10 protein-coding genes are annotated in these 19,522 nt (G+C 60.6%); 6 read left to right on the plus strand and 4 right to left on the minus strand.

The window, feature by feature from the left end:
* A partial coding sequence (locus JNK74_13285) for a transposase (protein ID MBL7647154.1) occupies positions 1 to 545 on the plus strand: 545 nt, incomplete at its 5' end.
* Positions 546 to 787: 242 nt separating this feature from the next.
* Positions 788 to 2,728: a RecQ family ATP-dependent DNA helicase gene (locus JNK74_13290; protein MBL7647155.1), complete on the plus strand. Its 1,941-nt coding sequence runs from the start codon at positions 788 to 790 to the stop codon at positions 2,726 to 2,728.
* A gap of 1 nt (position 2,729) precedes the next feature.
* Here JNK74_13290 and JNK74_13295 read toward each other — a convergent pair whose 3' ends face one another.
* The 4 genes from JNK74_13295 to JNK74_13310 all read right to left on the minus strand — a co-directional run bounded on the left by JNK74_13295 (position 2,730) and on the right by JNK74_13310 (position 11,081).
* Positions 2,730 to 3,947: a response regulator gene (locus JNK74_13295; GenBank protein ID MBL7647156.1), complete on the minus strand. Its 1,218-nt coding sequence runs from the start codon at positions 3,945 to 3,947 to the stop codon at positions 2,730 to 2,732.
* Between the two features lie 82 nt (positions 3,948 to 4,029).
* Positions 4,030 to 4,473, minus strand: coding sequence for a response regulator (locus JNK74_13300; GenBank protein MBL7647157.1), 444 nt, complete (start codon positions 4,471 to 4,473; stop codon positions 4,030 to 4,032).
* Positions 4,470 to 9,332 carry a PAS domain-containing protein gene (locus JNK74_13305; protein MBL7647158.1) on the minus strand — a complete coding sequence of 1,621 codons (4,863 nt, stop codon included), beginning with the start codon at positions 9,330 to 9,332 and terminating at the stop codon, positions 4,470 to 4,472. Before JNK74_13305 ends, JNK74_13300 begins: the two co-directional genes overlap by 4 nt.
* A 489-nt stretch (positions 9,333 to 9,821) precedes the next feature.
* Complete coding sequence (locus JNK74_13310) at positions 9,822 to 11,081, minus strand: hypothetical protein (protein MBL7647159.1); 1,260 nt, start codon at positions 11,079 to 11,081, stop codon at positions 9,822 to 9,824.
* Between the two features lie 269 nt (positions 11,082 to 11,350).
* On the opposite strand from JNK74_13310, the gene JNK74_13315 reads away from it, so the two are divergent.
* The 4 genes from JNK74_13315 to JNK74_13330 all read left to right on the plus strand — a co-directional run bounded on the left by JNK74_13315 (position 11,351) and on the right by JNK74_13330 (position 19,476).
* On the plus strand, positions 11,351 to 13,132 hold the full coding sequence (locus JNK74_13315) for a metallophosphoesterase family protein (GenBank protein ID MBL7647160.1): 1,782 nt from the start codon (positions 11,351 to 11,353) through the stop codon (positions 13,130 to 13,132).
* Positions 13,133 to 13,278: 146 nt separating this feature from the next.
* Positions 13,279 to 15,078, plus strand: coding sequence for a metallophosphoesterase family protein (locus JNK74_13320; protein ID MBL7647161.1), 1,800 nt, complete (start codon positions 13,279 to 13,281; stop codon positions 15,076 to 15,078).
* Between the two features lie 347 nt (positions 15,079 to 15,425).
* On the plus strand, positions 15,426 to 17,423 hold the full coding sequence (locus JNK74_13325) for a right-handed parallel beta-helix repeat-containing protein (GenBank protein MBL7647162.1): 1,998 nt from the start codon (positions 15,426 to 15,428) through the stop codon (positions 17,421 to 17,423).
* Positions 17,424 to 17,718: 295 nt separating this feature from the next.
* Positions 17,719 to 19,476 carry a hypothetical protein gene (locus tag JNK74_13330; protein MBL7647163.1) on the plus strand — a complete coding sequence of 586 codons (1,758 nt, stop codon included), beginning with the start codon at positions 17,719 to 17,721 and terminating at the stop codon, positions 19,474 to 19,476.
* Positions 19,477 to 19,522: the final 46 nt, after the last annotated feature.

The raw sequence follows: 19,522 nt of genomic DNA on the forward strand, positions 1-19,522 counted from the left end.
GGGGCCAACTATTTCGGGACCTGAAGGCGCGCGGCCTCAACGGCGTGGAGATGTTGATTTCCGACGCGCACGAAGGCATCCAGGCGGCGGCGCGGCGCTATCTGCAGGGAGTCTCCTGGCAGCGCTGCCGGATACACTTCATGCGCAACGCCATGGCGAAACTGGGCGGTTCGAAGGACAAGGCGCAGGTGGGTCGGGAACTCAAGGAGTTGTTCACGCTGTCGGAGAAGGAGCATTGCAGGCGCGCGGCGGAGGAGATGGCGGTCCGTTGGGCATCCAAATGCCCGGCGCTCTCCCAGCAGCTCCGGACCGGCTTCGAGGACTGCCTGACGGTCCACGACCTGCCCAACCGGCTAAAGCGCCGTCTGCATTCGACCAACATGGTAGAGCGCGTGATGCGGGAAATTAAGCGCCGCAGCGACGCGGTGAACATCTTTCCCAACGAAGCGTCCTGCGACCGTCTGATAGGCGCGCACTTGATGGAGCGTCAGGAGACCTGGCTGTGCGAGACCAAGCGCTATCTTGATCTGGACGGCAGGGAGTAAAATAAGCACACAACACTAGTACAGTAGGCCCCACCCCATGGGGTGGGGCCTACTGAAAACAACAAAACAGCAAACACTACCCAAGTGGACAGTATTTACAGAAACTATTTGACACTACCTCATTTGTGTCCGTTGTGGTTAGAATTCTTCGCCTTTCCCTCTCTCTATCGAGTATCCTATCCCCGTGCTCGCGCACCCCTGAGCCCCGAGAGCAAAACCAAAAAAATAGAAGCGGCAGCGCCATGTCCACACTCCAGGAACACCTCCAGCAACATTTCGGTTTCGACACCTTCCGCGACGGGCAGGAGGCCGCGATTTCGCGCCTGCTCGACGGCAAGTCGGTGCTGGCTATATTCCCCACCGGTGGCGGCAAAAGCCTGTGCTATCAACTGCCCGCACTATTGCTGGATGGCCTCACGGTGGTGATTTCGCCGCTGATCGCTTTGATGAAGGATCAGCTCGATTTCCTCATACGCCATGGCGCGCCCGCCGCACGGCTGGACTCCACCCTGACACGGGAGGAGAATCTGAAACTCTTTGATGACCTCAACGCCGGCACGTTGAAGCTGCTCTACATCTCCCCCGAGCGTCTGGGCAACGAACGCTTCCTTCGCTCCATCGCGCGGCAGAGAATCTCATTGCTCGCCATCGACGAGGCCCATTGTATTTCGGAATGGGGCCACAATTTTCGTCCCGATTATCTTAAGATTGCACGCCTCGCGAAAGAGCTCAACGTGGAACGGGTCCTCGCGCTGACCGCCACGGCCACACCCTCCGTGGCAAGGGACGTGCGCGCGGCCTTCGACATCGCCGAGGAGGACGTAGTGCACACGGGCTTTTACCGGCCCAACCTGAAGCTCAGCGTGGTGCCGTGTACACCATCCACGCGGGACGATGAAATGCTCGCCCGCATCCGCAAGCGCCCCGCGGGTCCGGCCATCGTCTACGTAACCCTGCAGCGCACGGCGGAGGAAGTCGCAAGCTTTCTCTCGCGCAACGGCCTGAACGCCCGGGCCTACCACGCCGGTCTGGAAACAGAGGACCGTACGGCGATTCAGGATGCCTTCATGGCCTCCAACGATGCCATCATCGTGGCCACCATCGCCTTCGGCATGGGCGTGGACAAGGCAAACATCCGCTATGTCTACCACTACAACCTCCCGAAGGGATTGGAAAGTTACAGCCAGGAAATCGGCCGCGCGGGACGCGACGGGCGAACTTCAGTCTGCGAGATGCTCGCCTGTCCCGAGGACGTAGTCACGCTGGACAATTTCACCTACGGCGATACCCCGGAGCGCGCCACCGTGGCGGGACTCGCGCGGCGCCTGCTGGAAGCGGGCGATGTCTTTGACGTCTCGGAGTATGACCTTTCCTTCGAGTTCGACGTCCGCCCGCTGGTGGTGCGCACCCTCATCACGTACCTGGAGCTGGACGGACTCATCGCGTCGACCGGCCCTTTCTACACGGAGTACAAGTTTCAACCCCAACGGCCCTCCGCCGAGATCTTCGCGCTGGTCAGCGGTGAACGGGCCGATTTCCTGAAGAAGATCTTCCGCTGTGCGAAGAAAGGTCCGAAGTGGTTCACGCTGGATATTGCGCGCGTGGCGGAGAACATTGGCGAGCCCCGGGACCGTATCGTGGCCGCGTTGACCTTCCTGGAGGAACGGGGCGACCTCGTCGTGCAAGTGGCGGGCCTGCGCCAGGGCTTCCGCAGACTTGCGCGCCCGGAGAATGTGGAAGCACTCATCGAGAGTCTCCACGAACGCTTTCAGCAGCGCGAAAAGAACGACATCGCACGCACCCGGGAAGTACTGGCCTACGCCGCCCATCCGGGCTGCCTCACGCGGCGCCTGCTGGGCTACTTCGGCGAGGACCGGGAAGACTGCGGTCACTGCGACCGCTGCAAGGCCGTCCCGCGGGATCCTCTGCCCCCGCTCACGGCGCCAGCCCTGGGCGAGAGCGACCTTGGTCGATTCCGCGGGGTGATGGCCGAGCGGCACGACGCCCTCGCGAGTCCGCGCCAGCTTGCGCGCTTTCTCTGCGGCATCACTTCGCCGCGTACGACCCGTGGGAAGCTGAGCAAGCACGCGCTCTTCGGGGCTTATGAAAAAGTGCCATTTGACGTGGTAATGGACGCGGTGGCCAGGCTTGCGGCCCCCGACGGCCGCGATCACTCCACCTGAGTCAGCTTGCCATATCGCCCGACTTTGCCTGGCTGCTGATCGATTCGAAAGGCAATAGAATTCGTATCGTGGTCCCCTGATTGGGCTCACTGCTCACCTGGGTGTGCCCCTGCATGGACTTTACCAGTTGCCAGACCATGGAAAGCCCCAGCCCCGCGCCCTTCCGGCTGGAAAACTCCTTGGTGGTGAAGAAGGGCTCAAACATCCGCTGGCGCACTTCAGCGTTCATGCCCTTGCCCGTGTCGGAAACCTCCAGCACCGCGCTGCCGCGGCGGAGATGATCGGGCAGCGGTCCCCAGCCCGAGCCGCCGCGCTCGGAGTAGACGCGGATTCCGATCGTGCCACCCGAAGGCATGGCGTCGGCGGAGTTCAGGGCGAGATTGATCAGTATCTGCCGTATGGAACGCTCGTGAATATTCACCCGATCGCCCAGCGGCGTAATCTCGCTCTCTATCCTTATGGTGCGCGGGAGAATGTGGTGGAGGTAGGCGCAGGTATCCGACACGACCATGCCGAGATAGCCGGGGCTGGGCGTTTCGCGTTCAGTCCGATCGAAGGCAACAAGCTTCCGGACGATGGACGCCATGGAGAAGGCATTCTGCTGTATCGTCTGGATGTGCCGCTCAACTCCGCTGCCGGCGGACTTCGTCAGGGCCATTTCCGCCTCGCCCAGCACCACGGTGAGCAGATTGTTGAAGTCGAAGGCGAGCCCGCCGATGAGGGTGCCGATGGCCTCCATTTTCTGGCTTTCGAGGAGTTCCCGCTCCAGAATGGCTTTCTCCTCCGCCAGCCTTCGCTTGCCCAGGGCGCCGTCGATGGCGACCCGCAGCAGACTCGCGGAAACGTCGGACTTCACAATGTAGTCGTTCGCCCCGGCCTTCATCACGCTGGCGGCCACGGATTCGTTGCCCACCCCCGTCAACACGAAAATGGGCTGGCGAAAACCTTCGGACCGGATTGTGTCGATGAGCGTCGTGGCCAGGGTGGTCTTCAGGTCATAATCGATAATGACCAGGTCGAACGAACGCCGACGGATCTCCTCCAGCGCAAGACGGTGATCCGTGTGGCCGACAACTTCAAGCTGGTAGGCGTCCACCCGCCGGAGCATGGTTTCCAGGATAAACAAGTGATCCTGATCGTCATCGATACCCAGAACGCTCAAGGACCGGCCTTTGCCCGCATTCCCGTCATGGTAGAAACCGTCTCGTACTTCATTCATAATGTGAATCCCGTACCTTCCTGGTTATTTTCCCTGTCGCAACCCTGTGCCACCAACCGCACGACACCGGTCCACCGCCCGCTCAATCGCGGCCGGGCAACCGGGTGACGCGCTTCCAATAAATCAATATGTGCTCCATCAGCCGGACAAGGTCCTCGAAATCCGCCGGCTTGCTGAAGAAAGAACTCGCGCCGGACTCGAAGGCCCGCTGGACATCCTCCTTCCTGCTCGTGGTCGTCAGGAACAGCACCGGAATGTGGCAGAGCCGGGGATCGGCCTTGAGCGCGCGGATCACCTCATAGCCATCCAGCCGGGGCATGTTGATATCGAGCAGGATGATATTGGGCAGGGTCTGGTGCGCTTCGTCCCGCTCCCGCAGCGCGGCCAGGAGCGCCTCGCCATGTTCGGCAACCTCCGTCTCCACCGTCACGCCGGACTGGCTTATGGCCTTCAGAATTACGAATACATCGTCGTCGTTATCCTCGACGAGGAAAACCTTGAACTTCTGGGAATGCGGTTCCGTCACGAGGCGCCTCCTTCGCCGAAGGTGATGATGAATTCAGATCCGCCGCCGGACCGCGGGCGGTGCCAGGCGTTCCCATTGTGCCGCCGGGCAACTTCGCGCACGATCGCCAGGCCCGCGCCCGTGCCATCGGTGCGACGTTCGCCTTTCCTGAAAAGCTCGAAGATCCGGTCACGCAACTCTTCGGGCACGCCCGCGCCCCGATCCGCAACCACAAAACCCTTCATGGGGGGCTCGTCGCCCACGGGCGCATAGGGATAAATATCGATTTCGGGTTTGCAGCCGTCCTCGCAGAATTTCAACGCATTGTGGATGAAGTTGTAGACCGCCTGCGTGGCCCAGCGCTCGTTGGCGCGGACGTTGGGCATCTGGTCGGCGACGCGTATCGTCGCGCCGAGCGAGTCGATGGCGTCCTGAAGCTGGGCGATGGCCTGCATCACCAGCGCGCGACCGTCGGTACCGCGATCCGGCACTTCCAACTGCTGGGCGCGTGACAACTCCAGCACTTCGTTGATGAGCTTGTCCAGCCGGAAAGAGTTGCGACCGAGACGCTCCAGCAGGTCGAGGCCTTCGCGGTTCAGGTGTTCCGCGTGCTCCGTCGCAAGCAGGTCGGTGAACGTTCGGATTGAGCGCAGCGGCTCTTTCAGGTCGTGGCTGATGATATATACCAGCGTTTCGAGATCCTTGTTGCGCTGCACGAGCCGGCTCATGAGCCGGTTCTCCTCGGTCAAATCGAGTATGGCGCCCAGGAGCCGCTCCGCACGCCCGTCCGCCGTGCGGATCGCCGTGAACCAATGGCGAACGTGAGCGTAAGTGCCGTTGGCCCGCTGAAAGCTGTAGGTACACTCCCAGTTGTCTTCGCTTCCCGTGGACTGATACCGCTGGAACGCCTCGCTGAAGCCGGCCCTGTCGTCGGGATGAATGCGATTCAACCACCACGCGTAGGCCTCGGTGATATGACCGGCGGGGTGGCCAAAAGCCTCGGTAAAGAAGGGTCCCCACTCCGCCGTGTCGGAGGGCACGTCCCACTGGCACACGACGACCTTGAGCGATTCCACAACGACATCGACAAGATTTCGCTGCTCCGCCAGTTCCTTCTGGCAGCGGGCGAGGATGGTGTGATCCGTGAGTATGGCGGCGGCTCCCCGCGCGCCATCGAGCAGCGGCAGCGGAAAGCAGGTGACCGAAAGGAGGTGGCTTTCCCCCGGGAACCCCGGAAAGGCGCCGCGCAATTCGACGTTGTAAAGGGTCTGTCCGGAATCGAGGACCTTCTGGAGACAGGACTCCAGCGACAGAGAGGCGCCGCCCGCGACCTCGGAGAGTCGCTTGCCGTTGAACGCCTCGGGCGACAGCCCGTGCATGCGCGCAACGACCGGGTTCGCTCTCAGTACGTGGAGTTCGTTGTCGACCATGATGTAACCCGAGGGCAGCGCGCCATAGATGCCCTCCAGCTCGGCGGACCTTGTCGCCACGGTCTTCTCCAGCCGTACGCGCATTTCCTCCATGAGGTCATTGGCGGATTTAAGATCGCTGATGTCCACGACGGCCCCCGCCATGACCACGGTTCCGTCATCGCGCGACTGGACGATCTGCCCTTTGTCCCGGAGCCAGCGAAGACTCCCGTCGCCCCGCTGCACTCGGAACTCAATTTGGTATTCGCCGGGCGACATGGTGGCCTGGAGCATGCCGCGGCTGACGGCGTTTCGATCATCCACATAAACCCGATTGAGATATTCTTCCAGACTGAACTCCGTGTCCTTCGGGGCCAGCCCCAAAATCCGGTTAAATTCGGCGCTCCTGCGGTAGACGCCGGAACGGGAGTCATAGAACCAGGTCCCCATCTCGGCCGCCTCCAGGGCAAGCCTGGACCGGGCCTCGCTGATCTCCAGCTTCTCGCTCTTGTCCCGAACGGCTTGCTCCAGATCCGTCTGGCTCATCTCCAGCCTGCGGAATCGCTCCACGCGCTGGGTAATATCATGGAAGGTGCAGACGGCGCCGGACTTCTCCTCGCCAATCGCCGGAATCGGCGCGGCCGAAATTGAGATGTGCCGCCCGCGCTCCAGGGCCTCGTTCCGCACAAAACACTCGAAACGGAGCGAAGTCTCGCCATTCATCGCCTTGACAAGCGGGAGTTCATCCCACTTGATCGGGGTCACTTCGTCGGAGCGGAAGAGCCCGTACTCGGCGGGCCACTGCGGAACCTCCAACTGCTTCGGCCCCAGACCGAGGAGATCCTCCGCCGCGCGGTTGAAGAGGTTGAAGTGTCCCTTTCCGTCCACGGCGACCACGCCGTCGGCAACGGTATCCAGTACCATTTCCATCAATCGCGTCTGGCGGGCAAGCGCGGCCTCCGCCTGGTGCAGACTTGTAATATCGATAAAGGTCGCGACGGCCCCCTCGATGATCCCTTTCTCGGTCCGGTAGGGAACGATGCGCATGAGATAGCTTTCGCCATCTTCAAACATCATGGCGCGCTCCACCTGCCGACCGCCTTCCAGCACATCTCGAAGATCCCGAATGAATCCGGCGGCGTCGAGCTTGCTCGTGAAATGCTCCACCGGACGTCCGATATCCTGCTTGAGAATATTGAAAAGCTTCGCGGCCGCCGGGGTGAAACGCCTGATCTGGAGGTTGGCGTCCACGAACAAGGTACCAATGTTCGTGCTCCGCGTCAGGTTGTTCATATCATTGGTGAGCTCCATCAGCTCGCCGATTTTCGCCTGATGTTCGGAGTTAACGGTATAGAGCTCCTCGTTGAGGCTGTGCAACTCCTCGTTGGTGCTTTGTAGTTCTTCATTCGAGGCAAGCAGTTCTTCGTTGCTGGCCTGCAACTCTTCATTGCTGGTTTCCAGCTCCTCGATGGTGGTGCGAAGATGCTCCTTCGTGTACTGGAGTTCCTTTTCCAGCGATTCGAGGCGCCTTCGGGATTCCTCGTCGAAGCGAAATCCCTCGGAGGGGAGCTCGTCGTTGGAAGCATACGCGGCCACGTCCTTGATTACGGCCAGGTAGTGCTCCGCAGGCCCCGCGAGCGCATCGACCGTACGGATCTCCAGGTTGAAGAGGCGACTGCCCGATTCCGACTTTACGAGGATGTCGGTAAGGCTGATCCGGTCTCCCGACTTCCTGACCCGTTCGAGGGCGGAGGCGAATGGAAGGCGCAGATCCTCCACAAGCATTTCGGAGATGTCCAACCTCGGGCGGCCCCGAAGCGGTTCGAGGAAGGACTTGGTGTCGCCAAATGCGTGGAGCAACTGACCGTCTCGGGAAAAGAGAATGCCTGGAGGCATGAAATCGCTCAGGAGGACATCGTAAAGTCGAAGCTGCTGGGTCAGGGAAGCGGCCTGCTCGCTGTAGGCGTATCCGCCACGGCGGTCGGTGCCGATCGGCGGCAACACCGCGGCGGGCATGGGTCGCCGCATCTCCGCGGGCAGTCGGGCGTCGCGGTGCTTCCGGTAGATCTTCCAATGACGATCCACCTCTTCGAAATATTCCTCCAGTTTTCCGAGACTCTCGCTGGGCCCAAGGAACAAGTAGCCATTGGTCCTGACGGAAAAGTGGAAGAGGGTCAAAACGCGCTGCTGCGCCAGCAATTCGAAGTAGATGAGCAGGTTTCGGCAGACCAGCAGATCGATGCGTGTGAAGGGAGGGTCACGGAGCAGGTTCTGCGGCGCAAAGGCGACCATCTGCCGAATGGCGGGGCTGACGACGAAGTGGTCCTCTTCCTTTGTGAAGTATTTCTTGAGCAACGCGGGATCCACCGACTCAACGGTCTCCGCGGCATAGACGCCGGCGCTGCCGCGCTCCAGCGAGTCACGATGCACATCGGTGGCGAACACCTTCACGCCGACTTTTTTCTGCTGTCGATCAATGTACTCTCGAAACAGAATGCAGATGGTGTAGACCTCTTCGCCGGTGGCGCAGGCGGGGATCCAGACGCGAATTTCCTCCTCCTCCTCGCAATTGTCCACCAGCGAAGGAATAACATCGCGGGCGATGCGGTGGAAGGCGGGCACATCGCGAAAAAACTGGGTCACGCCGATCAGCAGGTCATGATAGAGGTTGTTTCGCTCCGACTTGTCGTGGAGCAGCCTGGCCACGTAGTCCTCCACCTTGTTCGAATTGGTGAGGAGCATGCGCCTTTCCAGGCGCCGCCCCACGGTGGAGGGTTTGTATTGGGTAAAATCGAGCCCGAACTCGTCCTGAAGTATTCGGAATATATGCTGGATAGTGCCCGGTTCGGGGTTCGTGCCGGCGGGCAGGCGAACGGCCGACGCGGGGCGCGCGCCATTGCCGATTTCGTCGATCAGCAGTTGAGCCATCCGCTCGGGCGGCACGATGTAGTGGGCGAGGCCGGTGGTGATTGCGCTCTTGGGCATCCCGTCGAAAGCGGCCGTATCCTCGGCCTGAACGATAACGAGGCCACCAGCGTCGACCACGTTCTGCAGGCTCCGGGAACCATCGCTTCCGGTGCCACTCAGAATAATCGCCACCGCCCTCTCCCCCTGGTCGCTTGCCAGCGAACGGAAGAAAGTATCGATGGGCAGGGTCAGTTTGTCCCTGGGGTCCTTCTCCGAAAGTAGCAATTTGCCCCGCGAGATGATCATGTCTTTTCGCGGCGGATTGAGATAGACGGTATCGGGCTCCACAACCATGTCGTTTTCGGCCAGGAGAACCCGCATCCGGGTGTGGCGGAGAAGCAACTCGTCCATGAGACTTTTGAAGTCGGGCGATAAATGCTGTACTACAACAATAGCCATGCCACACGGAACGGGCATGGAATCAAAAAAAGTCTGGAGCGCCTCCAGCCCGCCTGCGGAGGCGCCTATCCCAACTACCCGATGAAGCGATTGCTCTGTTAACACGATCTTCCTCTGCAACCATCAAGCACACCCGCGCGCACACGTCATGCGTCGCCGCAAATTGAATCCCCCCATGCAGATTTTCCCCCGCTATGTGCGTGCTTAACCGCACATCTGTCATGAATATACCACCCCCACACAATATCTTCAACGAAAACGCAACAAAAGTGTAGAAAATTCCCTACAAATGGCAATAGACTATGGCCGATCACTTGTGCGCAGCGTTCGGTGCAAAATGACACTTTTGCGCACTACCCCCTCTGCCAGACGCACCCGTCCTTTCCAACGCGGTACCTTAACGGAATCGTTGAACAGGGTTGAGCACCGGGCGCTCCCAAACTCGGCGGGAAACACGGGCCGGGTCGCCCCGCCCGCACGCGAGACCTGAGCAGAAGCGATCACCTTCCAGGTTCGTCGCGAACACCTTTGCCCCACATGAACAGATATGCCTTAATGAACACTTTATGCTCAATCAGTGCGATGTGACCGGCTTCAGGACTTTCTCTGAAGTATTTCGCTCAAGTCCAGCAGGTGCACCTGGCGCTTACCGTCCAGGTACATCGCGTCGATGGTTATCTTCCTGCCGTCGCGGCTCCAGCGGGGATGGAGGTCGCAGCGCCATTCGTCGTCGGTGGGTTTGGGCCGATAGATCCGGGCCAGTTCAATCAGCCTCTTCTCCGCAATGTTGTAGAGCAGCAACTGGTGCATGTTGTAACTGTCGGGATAGGTGTCGGTGAGGATCCACTTGCGATCCGGCGAGTAGGTGCAGTGGCCATCACGGGAGAACGCCTCCGCACCCACCACTTCCACCGCTTCACTCTGATCGGTATAGAGGTGATAGGCCTTGCCCGTCTCGGGCTCTTCCGACCAGGCCATCAGATGCTTCGGGTCGCGCCAGATAAAGTGACTGACAATGCCGCTGTCGGCCACGATGTGCGGGGCTCCGCCATCCGCGCTTGCGGTGAACATGCGCGTGGCCCAGGGCTTCTTCACGCCCGGTGCGACGTGGGCGCGGTTGAGGAATATGAATCGGGTGCCGTCGGTGTTAAACAGGAGGTGGTTAAACCAATACTTCCCCTGGGGCGCGGCGGGCCATGGAATCGCCTTCATGTCGGCGTAGGAAAAGAGTAGGCTGGACTCGCCCGTGGCGATGTCCACACGCCAGATGCCGTCGCCGTCGGGGGCGATCTCCTCCGCGCCGGGGTCGGAGCCGCCCCGGTAACCGTAGCCGGGACGACAGTCCTGAAGCCGCGCGAAGTTGATGCTCAACCCGGTCTTCCCGTCGGGGCTGAGGGTATAAATTGCGCGGGGCAGTTTTCGCTCTTCGCCGGTTACAACGTCTTTCAGCACGGCGATGTGCCGGCCCTCCTCGCGGATGTTATAAAGGATGGTGGCACTGGTCTCGGGCACCCATTGGAGCATGCATCCCTGCTGCCATCCCCACGCCGTGCTTTCGCCTAGAGGGATCCAGGTGTCGCCCTCCTGCGTGTCCACCATCCCGAGTCGGATGACGTCGTCCGCCGCAGGCGAGCGGTCTTCGAAGTCTACTTCCGCCGCCAGAACGAAGCGATCCGTGGGGTCGAAAGCTTCCTTGTCGTAGTAGCCGAACCAGTGGGCTTTTCCGCTGGTGATGGCGCGGATGGGCACAACGCACTTGATCTTCTCCCCGGTATCCGGGAGTTGGGCATCGGCGGCGGGGCCGAAGGCCAGAGAAGCGAGGATCGCAACAACAAACAAGAAGCGCAAGATCATACAAAAACCCTCCACATGGCGCATGCCCAACCGAGATCCCGTAAATCCTCTAATGTTGGATATATAGGACCATATTCCACAACCAGAACCGGCACCGTCCGGTGTTTTTTCATATTGCACACTTGTCAATAAACGACAAGATGCTTACAATAGAATTTCCACGGCGCAACTTCAGCGGTTTGCGCCTGGTCCAACTACGCTATACAACTTTACGCGCGCATTGCCACTCGCTGACCAGCCGCGCCCCCGCCCCAAGAAAGGTTTCCCCTATGTATCGCAGGCTCCACCTCTTTTTCTCCATGATGATTGCAGGCCTTGCCACGGCCCAGGTGGGTACCCACCCGACGGTTCACGATGTGGCCGCCGGGGTGACGCAGCGACTCCAGGAGTCGCTCCCGGCGGAGCAACTGCTCAAGGTCTCGGTGGAGCAGGTGATGCCTTTCATAACGGAAGAGGACTGGAAGGTACTGGGTGAGAAGCACCTGTCCTTCCGCATCAACGTGCCGGCGACGGTCTACGTCTTCCGCGATTCGGAAGACCCCAACGTGGTGCATTGGCTCCCGGCGCGCGGCTTCGTAAACTCGGGGCTTTCGGTGAACACCGACAGTCAGGCTTTTGACGGGTGGTCGAAAGATTTTGAAGCCGGTGTGGTGGGTCTGGGCGTACCCTCCATCGACGGCGACGCCGAGCACTACTTTGTGGTCGTCGCTCCGAAACAGAAAGAAGACGCCCTGAAAGTTACCGAAGTTACACCGGCGACCCACACGGCGGGCACGCTCGTCGCAGGCGAGCGCATCGGCGTCAGTTGGAATGACACAAAGGTCACCGAGGCGCCCGAAGCGCTGCGGGGAGCGCTGCTGCTGCGGGGCGATCCGAACAAGCGACGCTCGGCCCGGCTCACCCAGATCTTCCAGACCACGGAATACCCCGCCACGCCCACGCCCGACCACGTGGTGTTGACCTGGGGCGACGATCCCACATGTACCCAGTCGATCCAGTGGCGCACAAGCACGGCCACCGAGAAGGGCCTGGTCCGCTATCGCACACAGGGGACGGAGCCCTGGGCGGAGCAGCAGGCCAAGACCCTGCGCCTGGAGAACCACAACACGGTGAACGATCCCCTTTCCAACTGGCATACCGTGTGCCTCAGCGGGCTCAAACCGGGCACCAAGTATGAGTATCAGGTGGGCACGGGAACGGAAGACGGCTGGATTGCGCCGGCGATGTTTGAGACTGCACCGGACAAGGCGGAGCCTTTTTCCTTCATATATCTTGGCGACGCGCAGGCGGGCTTCGACGAATGGGGCGAGTTGCTGCACCAGTGTTACCGGGAAAACCCCGAAGCGGCCTTTTATGTGATGGCGGGCGACCTCGTAAATCGCGGCAACGAACGGGCGGACTGGGATCGCCTCTTCCATAACGCCGAGGGAGTTTTTGACCACCGCCCGCTCGTACCCAGCATCGGCAATCACGAGGTCCAGGGCGACAAGGGTCCCTGGATGTATCTGGAATTGCTCGACCTGCCGAAGAATGGCCCGAAGGGAGTTACACCCGAGCGCGCCTACAGCTTCACCTACGGCAATGTGCTCGTGATTTCGCTGGACGCGAATGTGGAGCCCGCCGAGCAAACGGAATGGCTGGAGAGCGAACTGAAAAATACGAAGGCGACGTGGAAATTCGTGACCTACCACCAGCCCGCCTATTCCTCCGGCGCCAACCGCGACAATCCCGAGGTGCGCGAGCTCTGGGGCGCGCTCTTTGACAAGTATCACGTAGACCTGGCGCTCCAGGGCCACGACCACGCCTATCTCCGCACCTGGCCCATGTACAACCAGAAACGGGTGGCCACGGCGGCGGAAGGAACGATCTACATCGTATCGACATCGGGCACGAAGTACTACGATCAGGGCCAGTTCGACTACACCGAGGTGGGCTTCACAAATACCAATACCTACCAGGTGCTGGACATTAAAATCGATGGCGATACGTTGACCTACAAGGCCCATGGGGCGGACGGCAAGGTACTGGACCAGTTTGTCATCGAAAAGTGAGCATGGGTAACGGTACCGGCCTCGGCTAATGTGGAAGCGAGTTGTAACGGGAAGTTGCGACGCTTACAATAAACTAACACGCGGGAAGCATGCTTAACAACCTGCCCGCCCAGCGCTGTGTTCTTGATCATGAAAGGAATTCATTCATGCGACGTTTAACGATCCTGGCCAGTCTACTTCTTGTGGCGGGCCTGGCCCAGGCCCACGTGGGCAATCATCCCTCGGTACACGATACCGTGGCCGCCATTATCGAGCGCTTCGCCCGGACCTTTCCCGCCGAGGAACTGAAAGGCTTCACGGTCGAGAAGGTGCTGGCCGCGCTCACGGAGCAGGAGCGGGAGATTCTCGGTCAGGAGCACCTCATCTTTCGCGTCAACGTCCCCGTGACGGTATATGTACTCCGTGCGGAAGATATGAAGGAGGAGGTATTCTGGCTAGCGGAGCGCGGCTTCGAGAAGACCGCCTTGACCGTCGTCACCAACGAAGGTCCCTTTGTCGCCTGGAGCAAGGCCTTTCCTGCGGGCGAGGTCGGACTGGGGGTGAATTCCCTCAGCGGCGACGGCGACCACTACTTCGTGGCGATTGTGCCTCAGACACCCGGCGAGAAGGTCGAGCTGAGCGAGATCTACCCCGGCCAGCATACGGTGGGCGCAATGAACGCCGGCGAGCGCATTTACTCAAGCTGGGACACGACGGTGCTCAAGGAAGTGCCCGAGGCGTTGGCGGGCCAGGTGATGCTGCGGGGCAATGAAAACGCCCGGCGCGCCGCACGACTCACCAGTGTCTACCAGGTTACAAAGTATCCCGCCACGGCGGCTCCCGATCAGGTGACCCTGACCTGGGCGAGCGATCCGAAGACGACCCAGGCCGTCCAGTGGCGCACGAGTACGGAAGTGGCGCAGGGCGCGGTGCGCTACCGCATCAAGAAGACAGCGGGCGCGGAACTGGCCGACAAGTGGATTACGGTGGCGGCCCAGACGAAGGCCCTGGTGAACCACAATACGATAAACGACCCTGCGGTGCATCGCCACTCGGTCAATCTAATCGGCCTGGAGCCCGCGACGACCTATGAATACGAGGTGGGCGACGGAAGCATCACAGGCTGGACGACGCCCTTCGAGTTCACCACCGCGCCCGAGAAGATCACGCCCTTCAAATTCATTTACATGGGCGACGCGCAGAACGGTCTGGACGCCTGGGGAAAACTGATTCACAATGCCTATTCAGAAGAGCCCGAAGCCGCCTTCTACATCATGGCGGGCGATCTGGTGAACCGGGGCAACGAACGGGACGACTGGGACGACTTCTTTCACAACGCCACGGGCGTCTTCGACCACCGCCAGTTGGTGCCCTGCATCGGCAATCATGAGAATCAGGGTGACCTCGGGCCGCGGATGTATCTGGAGCTCTTCGACCTCCCGAAGAATGGCCCGGCAAACATTGCGCCCGAGCACGCCTACAGCTTCACCTACAGCAACGCCTTGTTCGTCGTGCTCGATTCCAACCTGCTTCCCGCCGATCAGGTGGAGTGGCTCGACGCGGAACTGGCGGCCTCCGACGCCACGTGGAAGTTTGTGGTGTATCACCACCCGGCCTATTCTTCCGGGGCGAGCCGGGACAATCCCGATGTGCGCAATATCTGGACGCCGATCTTCGACAAGTATCATGTCGATCTCGCCCTGCAGGGCCACGACCACGCCTATTTGCGCACCTGGCCCATGAAGGGCGATCAGAAAGTGGGGTCGGCAGCCGAGGGCACCATTTATATCGTTTCCGTGTCGGGCACCAAGTTCTACGAACAGGGCCAGTTCGACTACACCGAATTCGGCATGACCAATGTGGCCACGTACCAAGTGCTCGACCTTCGCATCGACGGCAACAAGCTGACCTACAAGTCCTATGACATCGAGGGCAAGGTACGGGACGAGTTTGTGATCGAGAAGTAGAGCGAAGATGCAGAATTGGTGATTCAAGGGCGCAACCTGGCTGTTGCGCCCTTGTTGTTTTATGACACTCCTGCAGTTCGCCCCCATCAGCCCATGCCCCCCGCCACTCACTCTCCCGATGTGCGTGGGAATCCAAGTCGCTCCACGTCGAGTTTCAACATCCCCTGGAACACGCCGCCGCACCCACGGGTGCTTCTGTCTGTCGGAGTCGCTGAATGATCTCGCAGCAGCCTGCGTCTTTTGCGGGGCCCTTGCGGCGGTAGGTCCCCCAGCTTAACTCTACCCCTCGCCACGTGTTATGCTTGTGCCCGGTTGCGTATCGTGCGGAATACTTGGAGTTTGCCCCCATGCCCCGAATTCTTTGCCTGTTGCTCGTTGCCTTTGCCTGCACTGCTGCGGTTCACGCCGCGCCCCTGGCCTTTCAGGTGCATCCCGCGGGCGCTGAAGGCGCCTTGAAAACTTTGGAGGAGGCGCGCGACGCTATTCGCGCCGCGAAGGCCGCCGGCACCTTGACCGAGGGGGCGGAGGTTCACATCCAGGGCGGAGACTATGTGCGTCAGGCCCCCTTCACGCTCAGCGAAGAGGATTCCGGCACGGCAACCGCCCCCATTCGCTACATCGCCGATCCGAAGGCCCCTGCGCGGCTGCTGGCGGGCCGAATCATCCAGGGTTTTGTCCCCGTAACCGATCCCGCCATTCTGGGGCGCATCGACGAGGCCGTGCGCCCAAATGTGTTACAGCTTGACCTCAAGGCCCTCGGCGTGACGGACTTTGGCTCGCCCGCGAGCGGCGGTCTGGAGCTATTCTTCAATGGCAAGCGCATGATGCTCTCGCGCTGGCCCAACGAGGGCTTCACCCACATTGCCGATCTTGTCGTGCAGGACGGACACCAGATCCACGGCGCACCGGGCAGTCTGGTGGGCCAGTTCAAGTATGAGGGCGACCGGCCCGGCCGCTGGATCGGCGAGAAAGACGCCTGGCTCCACGGCTACTGGTTCTGGGATTGGGCCGAGCAGCGCCACCAGATTGCCTCGATCGACACCGCGACGACTACCATTACCGTGAAGGAGCCCTACCACGGATACGGCTACCGCAAGGGTCAGTGGTTCTACGCCTTCAACGTGCTCTCCGAGCTGGATTCCCCCGGTGAGTGGTATCTCGATCGCGACACCGGCCTGCTGTATTTCTGGCCGCCTTCCGATCCCGCCAAAGCCGAGGTCATGGTTTCCGTACTTCCGAACCTCGTCGCGATGGACAAGGTTTCCCACGTTACGATGCAGGGTCTGGTGCTGGAAGGCGCGCGGGACACGGTCATCACCGTCCGCGATGGCGAGAGCGTGCGGCTGAACGCGCTGACCATTCGCAACAGCGGCGGCAATGCCATCTCGGCGGGCGGCGGCAAGGACCACGGCATCCAGGCCTGCGAGATTTATGGCATGGGCGGCGCGGGCATCAGTATCGACGGCGGTGACCGGACGACCCTCACCCCGGCGGGCCACTTCGCGGTGAATAACCACATCCACCACTACGCCGAGATAAACCGCGTCTACCATGCGGGCATTCACGTCCAGGGCGTGGGCAATCGCGTGGCGAACAACTACATCCACGACGCGCCCCACATGGCCATCGGCTTCGGCGGCAACGATCACATCATCGAGCTGAACGAGATTCACGACGTGTGCCTGGAGTCCAACGACGCGGGCGCGCTCTACACCGGCCGCAACTGGACCATGCGCGGCCATGTCATCCGGTACAATCACCTCTATGACATAACAGGTTATCTGGGCAAGGGTTCGGTCGGCGTCTACCTCGACGACATGTTCTCTTCCGCCGACATTTATGGCAATCTTTTCCGCAACGTGACCCACGCGGCCTTCATCGGCGGCGGGCGCGACTGCACCGTGGAGAACAACATCTTCATCGACTGCAAAATGGGTCTGCACATCGACTCCCGCGCGCTGGGCTGGGCCCACCAGCACGCCGACGACTGGATCACGGAAGCCAACGAGAAAGGCACCATCCAGGGCATCGCCTGGAACAAGCCTCCGTACTCCGAGCGCTACCCGAAGCTGGTAAATATTCTGGAGAACAATCCCAAGGCGCCGGTCGGCAATGTGGTCGCACGAAATATATTCGTGGGCGAAGGCTGGAAACATGTAGACGAGCAGGCCGAGCCCCTCGTGACCTACGTGGACAATTTGTCCGATACCGACCCGATGTTTGTGGACGCGGCCAAAGGCGACTATCGCCTGAAGCCGGAGTCGCCCGCGATTGCCCTGGGTTTCAAAGAGATCCCCTTCGATAAAATCGGACTCTACCTGGATGAACTTCGGACGGAGAAATGATGGGACTGTCCCACGCTTTCACTGAGACTGTCCAACAAAGTGAACTCGAAAACTGCGGCTGGTCTAAACCGATTGAATCCGTTGTTGGTTGCCACAGTGACTTCTGAATAGGACTGTCCCACGCTTTTGAATTGTCCCGGAGATCAGAAAAACCTGGGACGGTCCCGCACGCGTGGCGAACGTTGTCTTCTCAGCAATTTTCAATGAGTTGCGGTGTCACCCGCCGCGGAAGCATCGTGACGTGCAGGACGGTCCCATTCGGGCCGCCTCGCTTTAGCAAGGACAAACGAATCCCATGAAGTACTTCATCTATTTGACGGTCCTCCCACTCGTGGCCCTCACTTCTATCGCCTCCGCACAGACCTTTGCGCCAAATCCGGGGGTACCCTGGCCGGCAACGGATGCGCTGGGTCGCAGGCTGCCCACGGCGGACGAAGTGGGCCCTTCGAAACCGGATCGCTTTGTGGGCATTTTCTACTTCCTTTGGAATGGGCAGCACGACGGCAGCACAGAGGGTCCCTTTGACGTTTCCAAGATCATGGCGGCCCACCCCGACGCGTTGCAGACACCCACGTCGCCGCCCTGGGGGCCCGCGGGCCACATGCACTTCTGGAACGAACCCCTCTTTGGCTACTACAGGAATGCAGACCCGTGGGTGCTGCGTCGCCACGCCCATCTGCTGGCCGATGCGGGCGTAGACGTGCTTATCTTCGATACGACAAATCGCGTGACGTACAAAGACGTCTACATGAAGCTTTGCGAAGTGTTCACCGAGGTGCGGGCTGCGGGCGGACACACACCGCAGATCACCTTTATGACCAATACCGAAGCGGGCGCCACGGCGGACGAACTCTACAAGGACTTGTACGAGCCCGGCCTTTACAAAGAGCTCTGGTTTCACTGGGAGGGCAAACCCCTGCTCATTGTGGATCCGGCGGCGGCGAGCGAGACGGTGAAGGGCTTCTTTACGCTCCGCAAAGCCCACTGGCCTTTTGAAATGGTCAATACCGAACGCGCCTGGCATTGGGAAGCCACCTATCCCCAGCCCTACGGCTTCACCGACGACCCCAACAAGCCCGAACAGGTCAATGTGTCTGTTGCGCAGAACCTGCGCGCCAGCGACGGGAAAGTGACGGACATGAGCCGGGGCGACGCGCGGGGACGGACCTTTCACAAGGGCGCCATCGACCGCAGTCCGGACGCGATTCTCCACGGCTACAATTTCGCCGAGCAATGGACCCGCGCGTGGGAGCTGGATCCGCCGATAGTGATGGTTACGGGCTGGAACGAATGGATCGCGGGGAGTTTCGAGCGCGAGGGGCTTCCTGTGGCCTTCGTGGATCAGTTCGACGCGGCCAATAGCCGTGACATTGAAATGATGAAGGGCGGACACGGGGACAACTACTACTATCAACTCGTGGACGGCATCCGCCGATACAAAGGCGCGCCGGCGCTGCCCGAAGCCAGCGCGCCGGTGACGATTCCGATCACCGAAGACTTCGCGCCTTGGAACGGCGTCGAGCCCCTCTATACCGATGCCCCCGACGATACCATTGCACGGGATTACCCGGGCGTTAACAAACTGCATTACACCAATACGACGGGACGCAACGAACTGCTGAACTTCAAGGTGGCGCGGGATATGGATAACCTGTACTTCTACGCAGCGACCGGGAAGGACCTCTCCCCCACCGAAGGGCCGAACTGGATGCACCTGTTGATTGACGCGGACCAGAACCCCGCCACGGGTTGGCTGGGCTATGATTTTCTGGTGAGTGGCAATACGCTGCACCGCCACCAGTCTCCGGCGGAGGGAGCGGAATCTGCCTTCACCTGGAGGAAAGTGCAGGACATCACAAAGCATGTGGACAAGCGCGAGTTGCACCTGGCCATTCCCCGAGCGGCCCTCGGGCTGATGGCGGGCGATTCGCCGGTGCGGTTCGATTTCAAATGGGCCGACAACCTGCAGAATCCAAACGACCCCATGGATTTTTATGTCAGTGGCGATGTGGCCCCGGACGGACGTTTCAACTATCGGTATAGTGCGAATTAGACTGTAGCGACGTCTCGGACGGATCAGTCGGAGCGGACCGATCTGA

This window comes from Candidatus Hydrogenedentota bacterium (assembly GCA_016791475.1).
Lineage (GTDB): Bacteria > Hydrogenedentota > Hydrogenedentia > Hydrogenedentales > JAEUWI01 > JAEUWI01.

Bases quoted from the DNA above. Each gene is read 5' to 3' on its own strand.
- JNK74_13310 (MBL7647159.1), bottom strand. From the start codon at position 11,081: ATGATCTTGCGCTTCTTGTTTGTTGTTGCGATCCTCGCTTCTCTGGCC.
- JNK74_13290 (MBL7647155.1), top strand. From the start codon at position 788: ATGTCCACACTCCAGGAACACCTCCAGCAACATTTCGGTTTCGACACC.
- JNK74_13320 (MBL7647161.1), top strand. From the start codon at position 13,279: ATGCGACGTTTAACGATCCTGGCCAGTCTACTTCTTGTGGCGGGCCTG.
- JNK74_13315 (MBL7647160.1), top strand. From the start codon at position 11,351: ATGTATCGCAGGCTCCACCTCTTTTTCTCCATGATGATTGCAGGCCTT.
- JNK74_13325 (MBL7647162.1), top strand. From the start codon at position 15,426: ATGCCCCGAATTCTTTGCCTGTTGCTCGTTGCCTTTGCCTGCACTGCT.
- JNK74_13295 (MBL7647156.1), bottom strand. From the start codon at position 3,947: ATGAATGAAGTACGAGACGGTTTCTACCATGACGGGAATGCGGGCAAA.
- JNK74_13330 (MBL7647163.1), top strand. From the start codon at position 17,719: ATGAAGTACTTCATCTATTTGACGGTCCTCCCACTCGTGGCCCTCACT.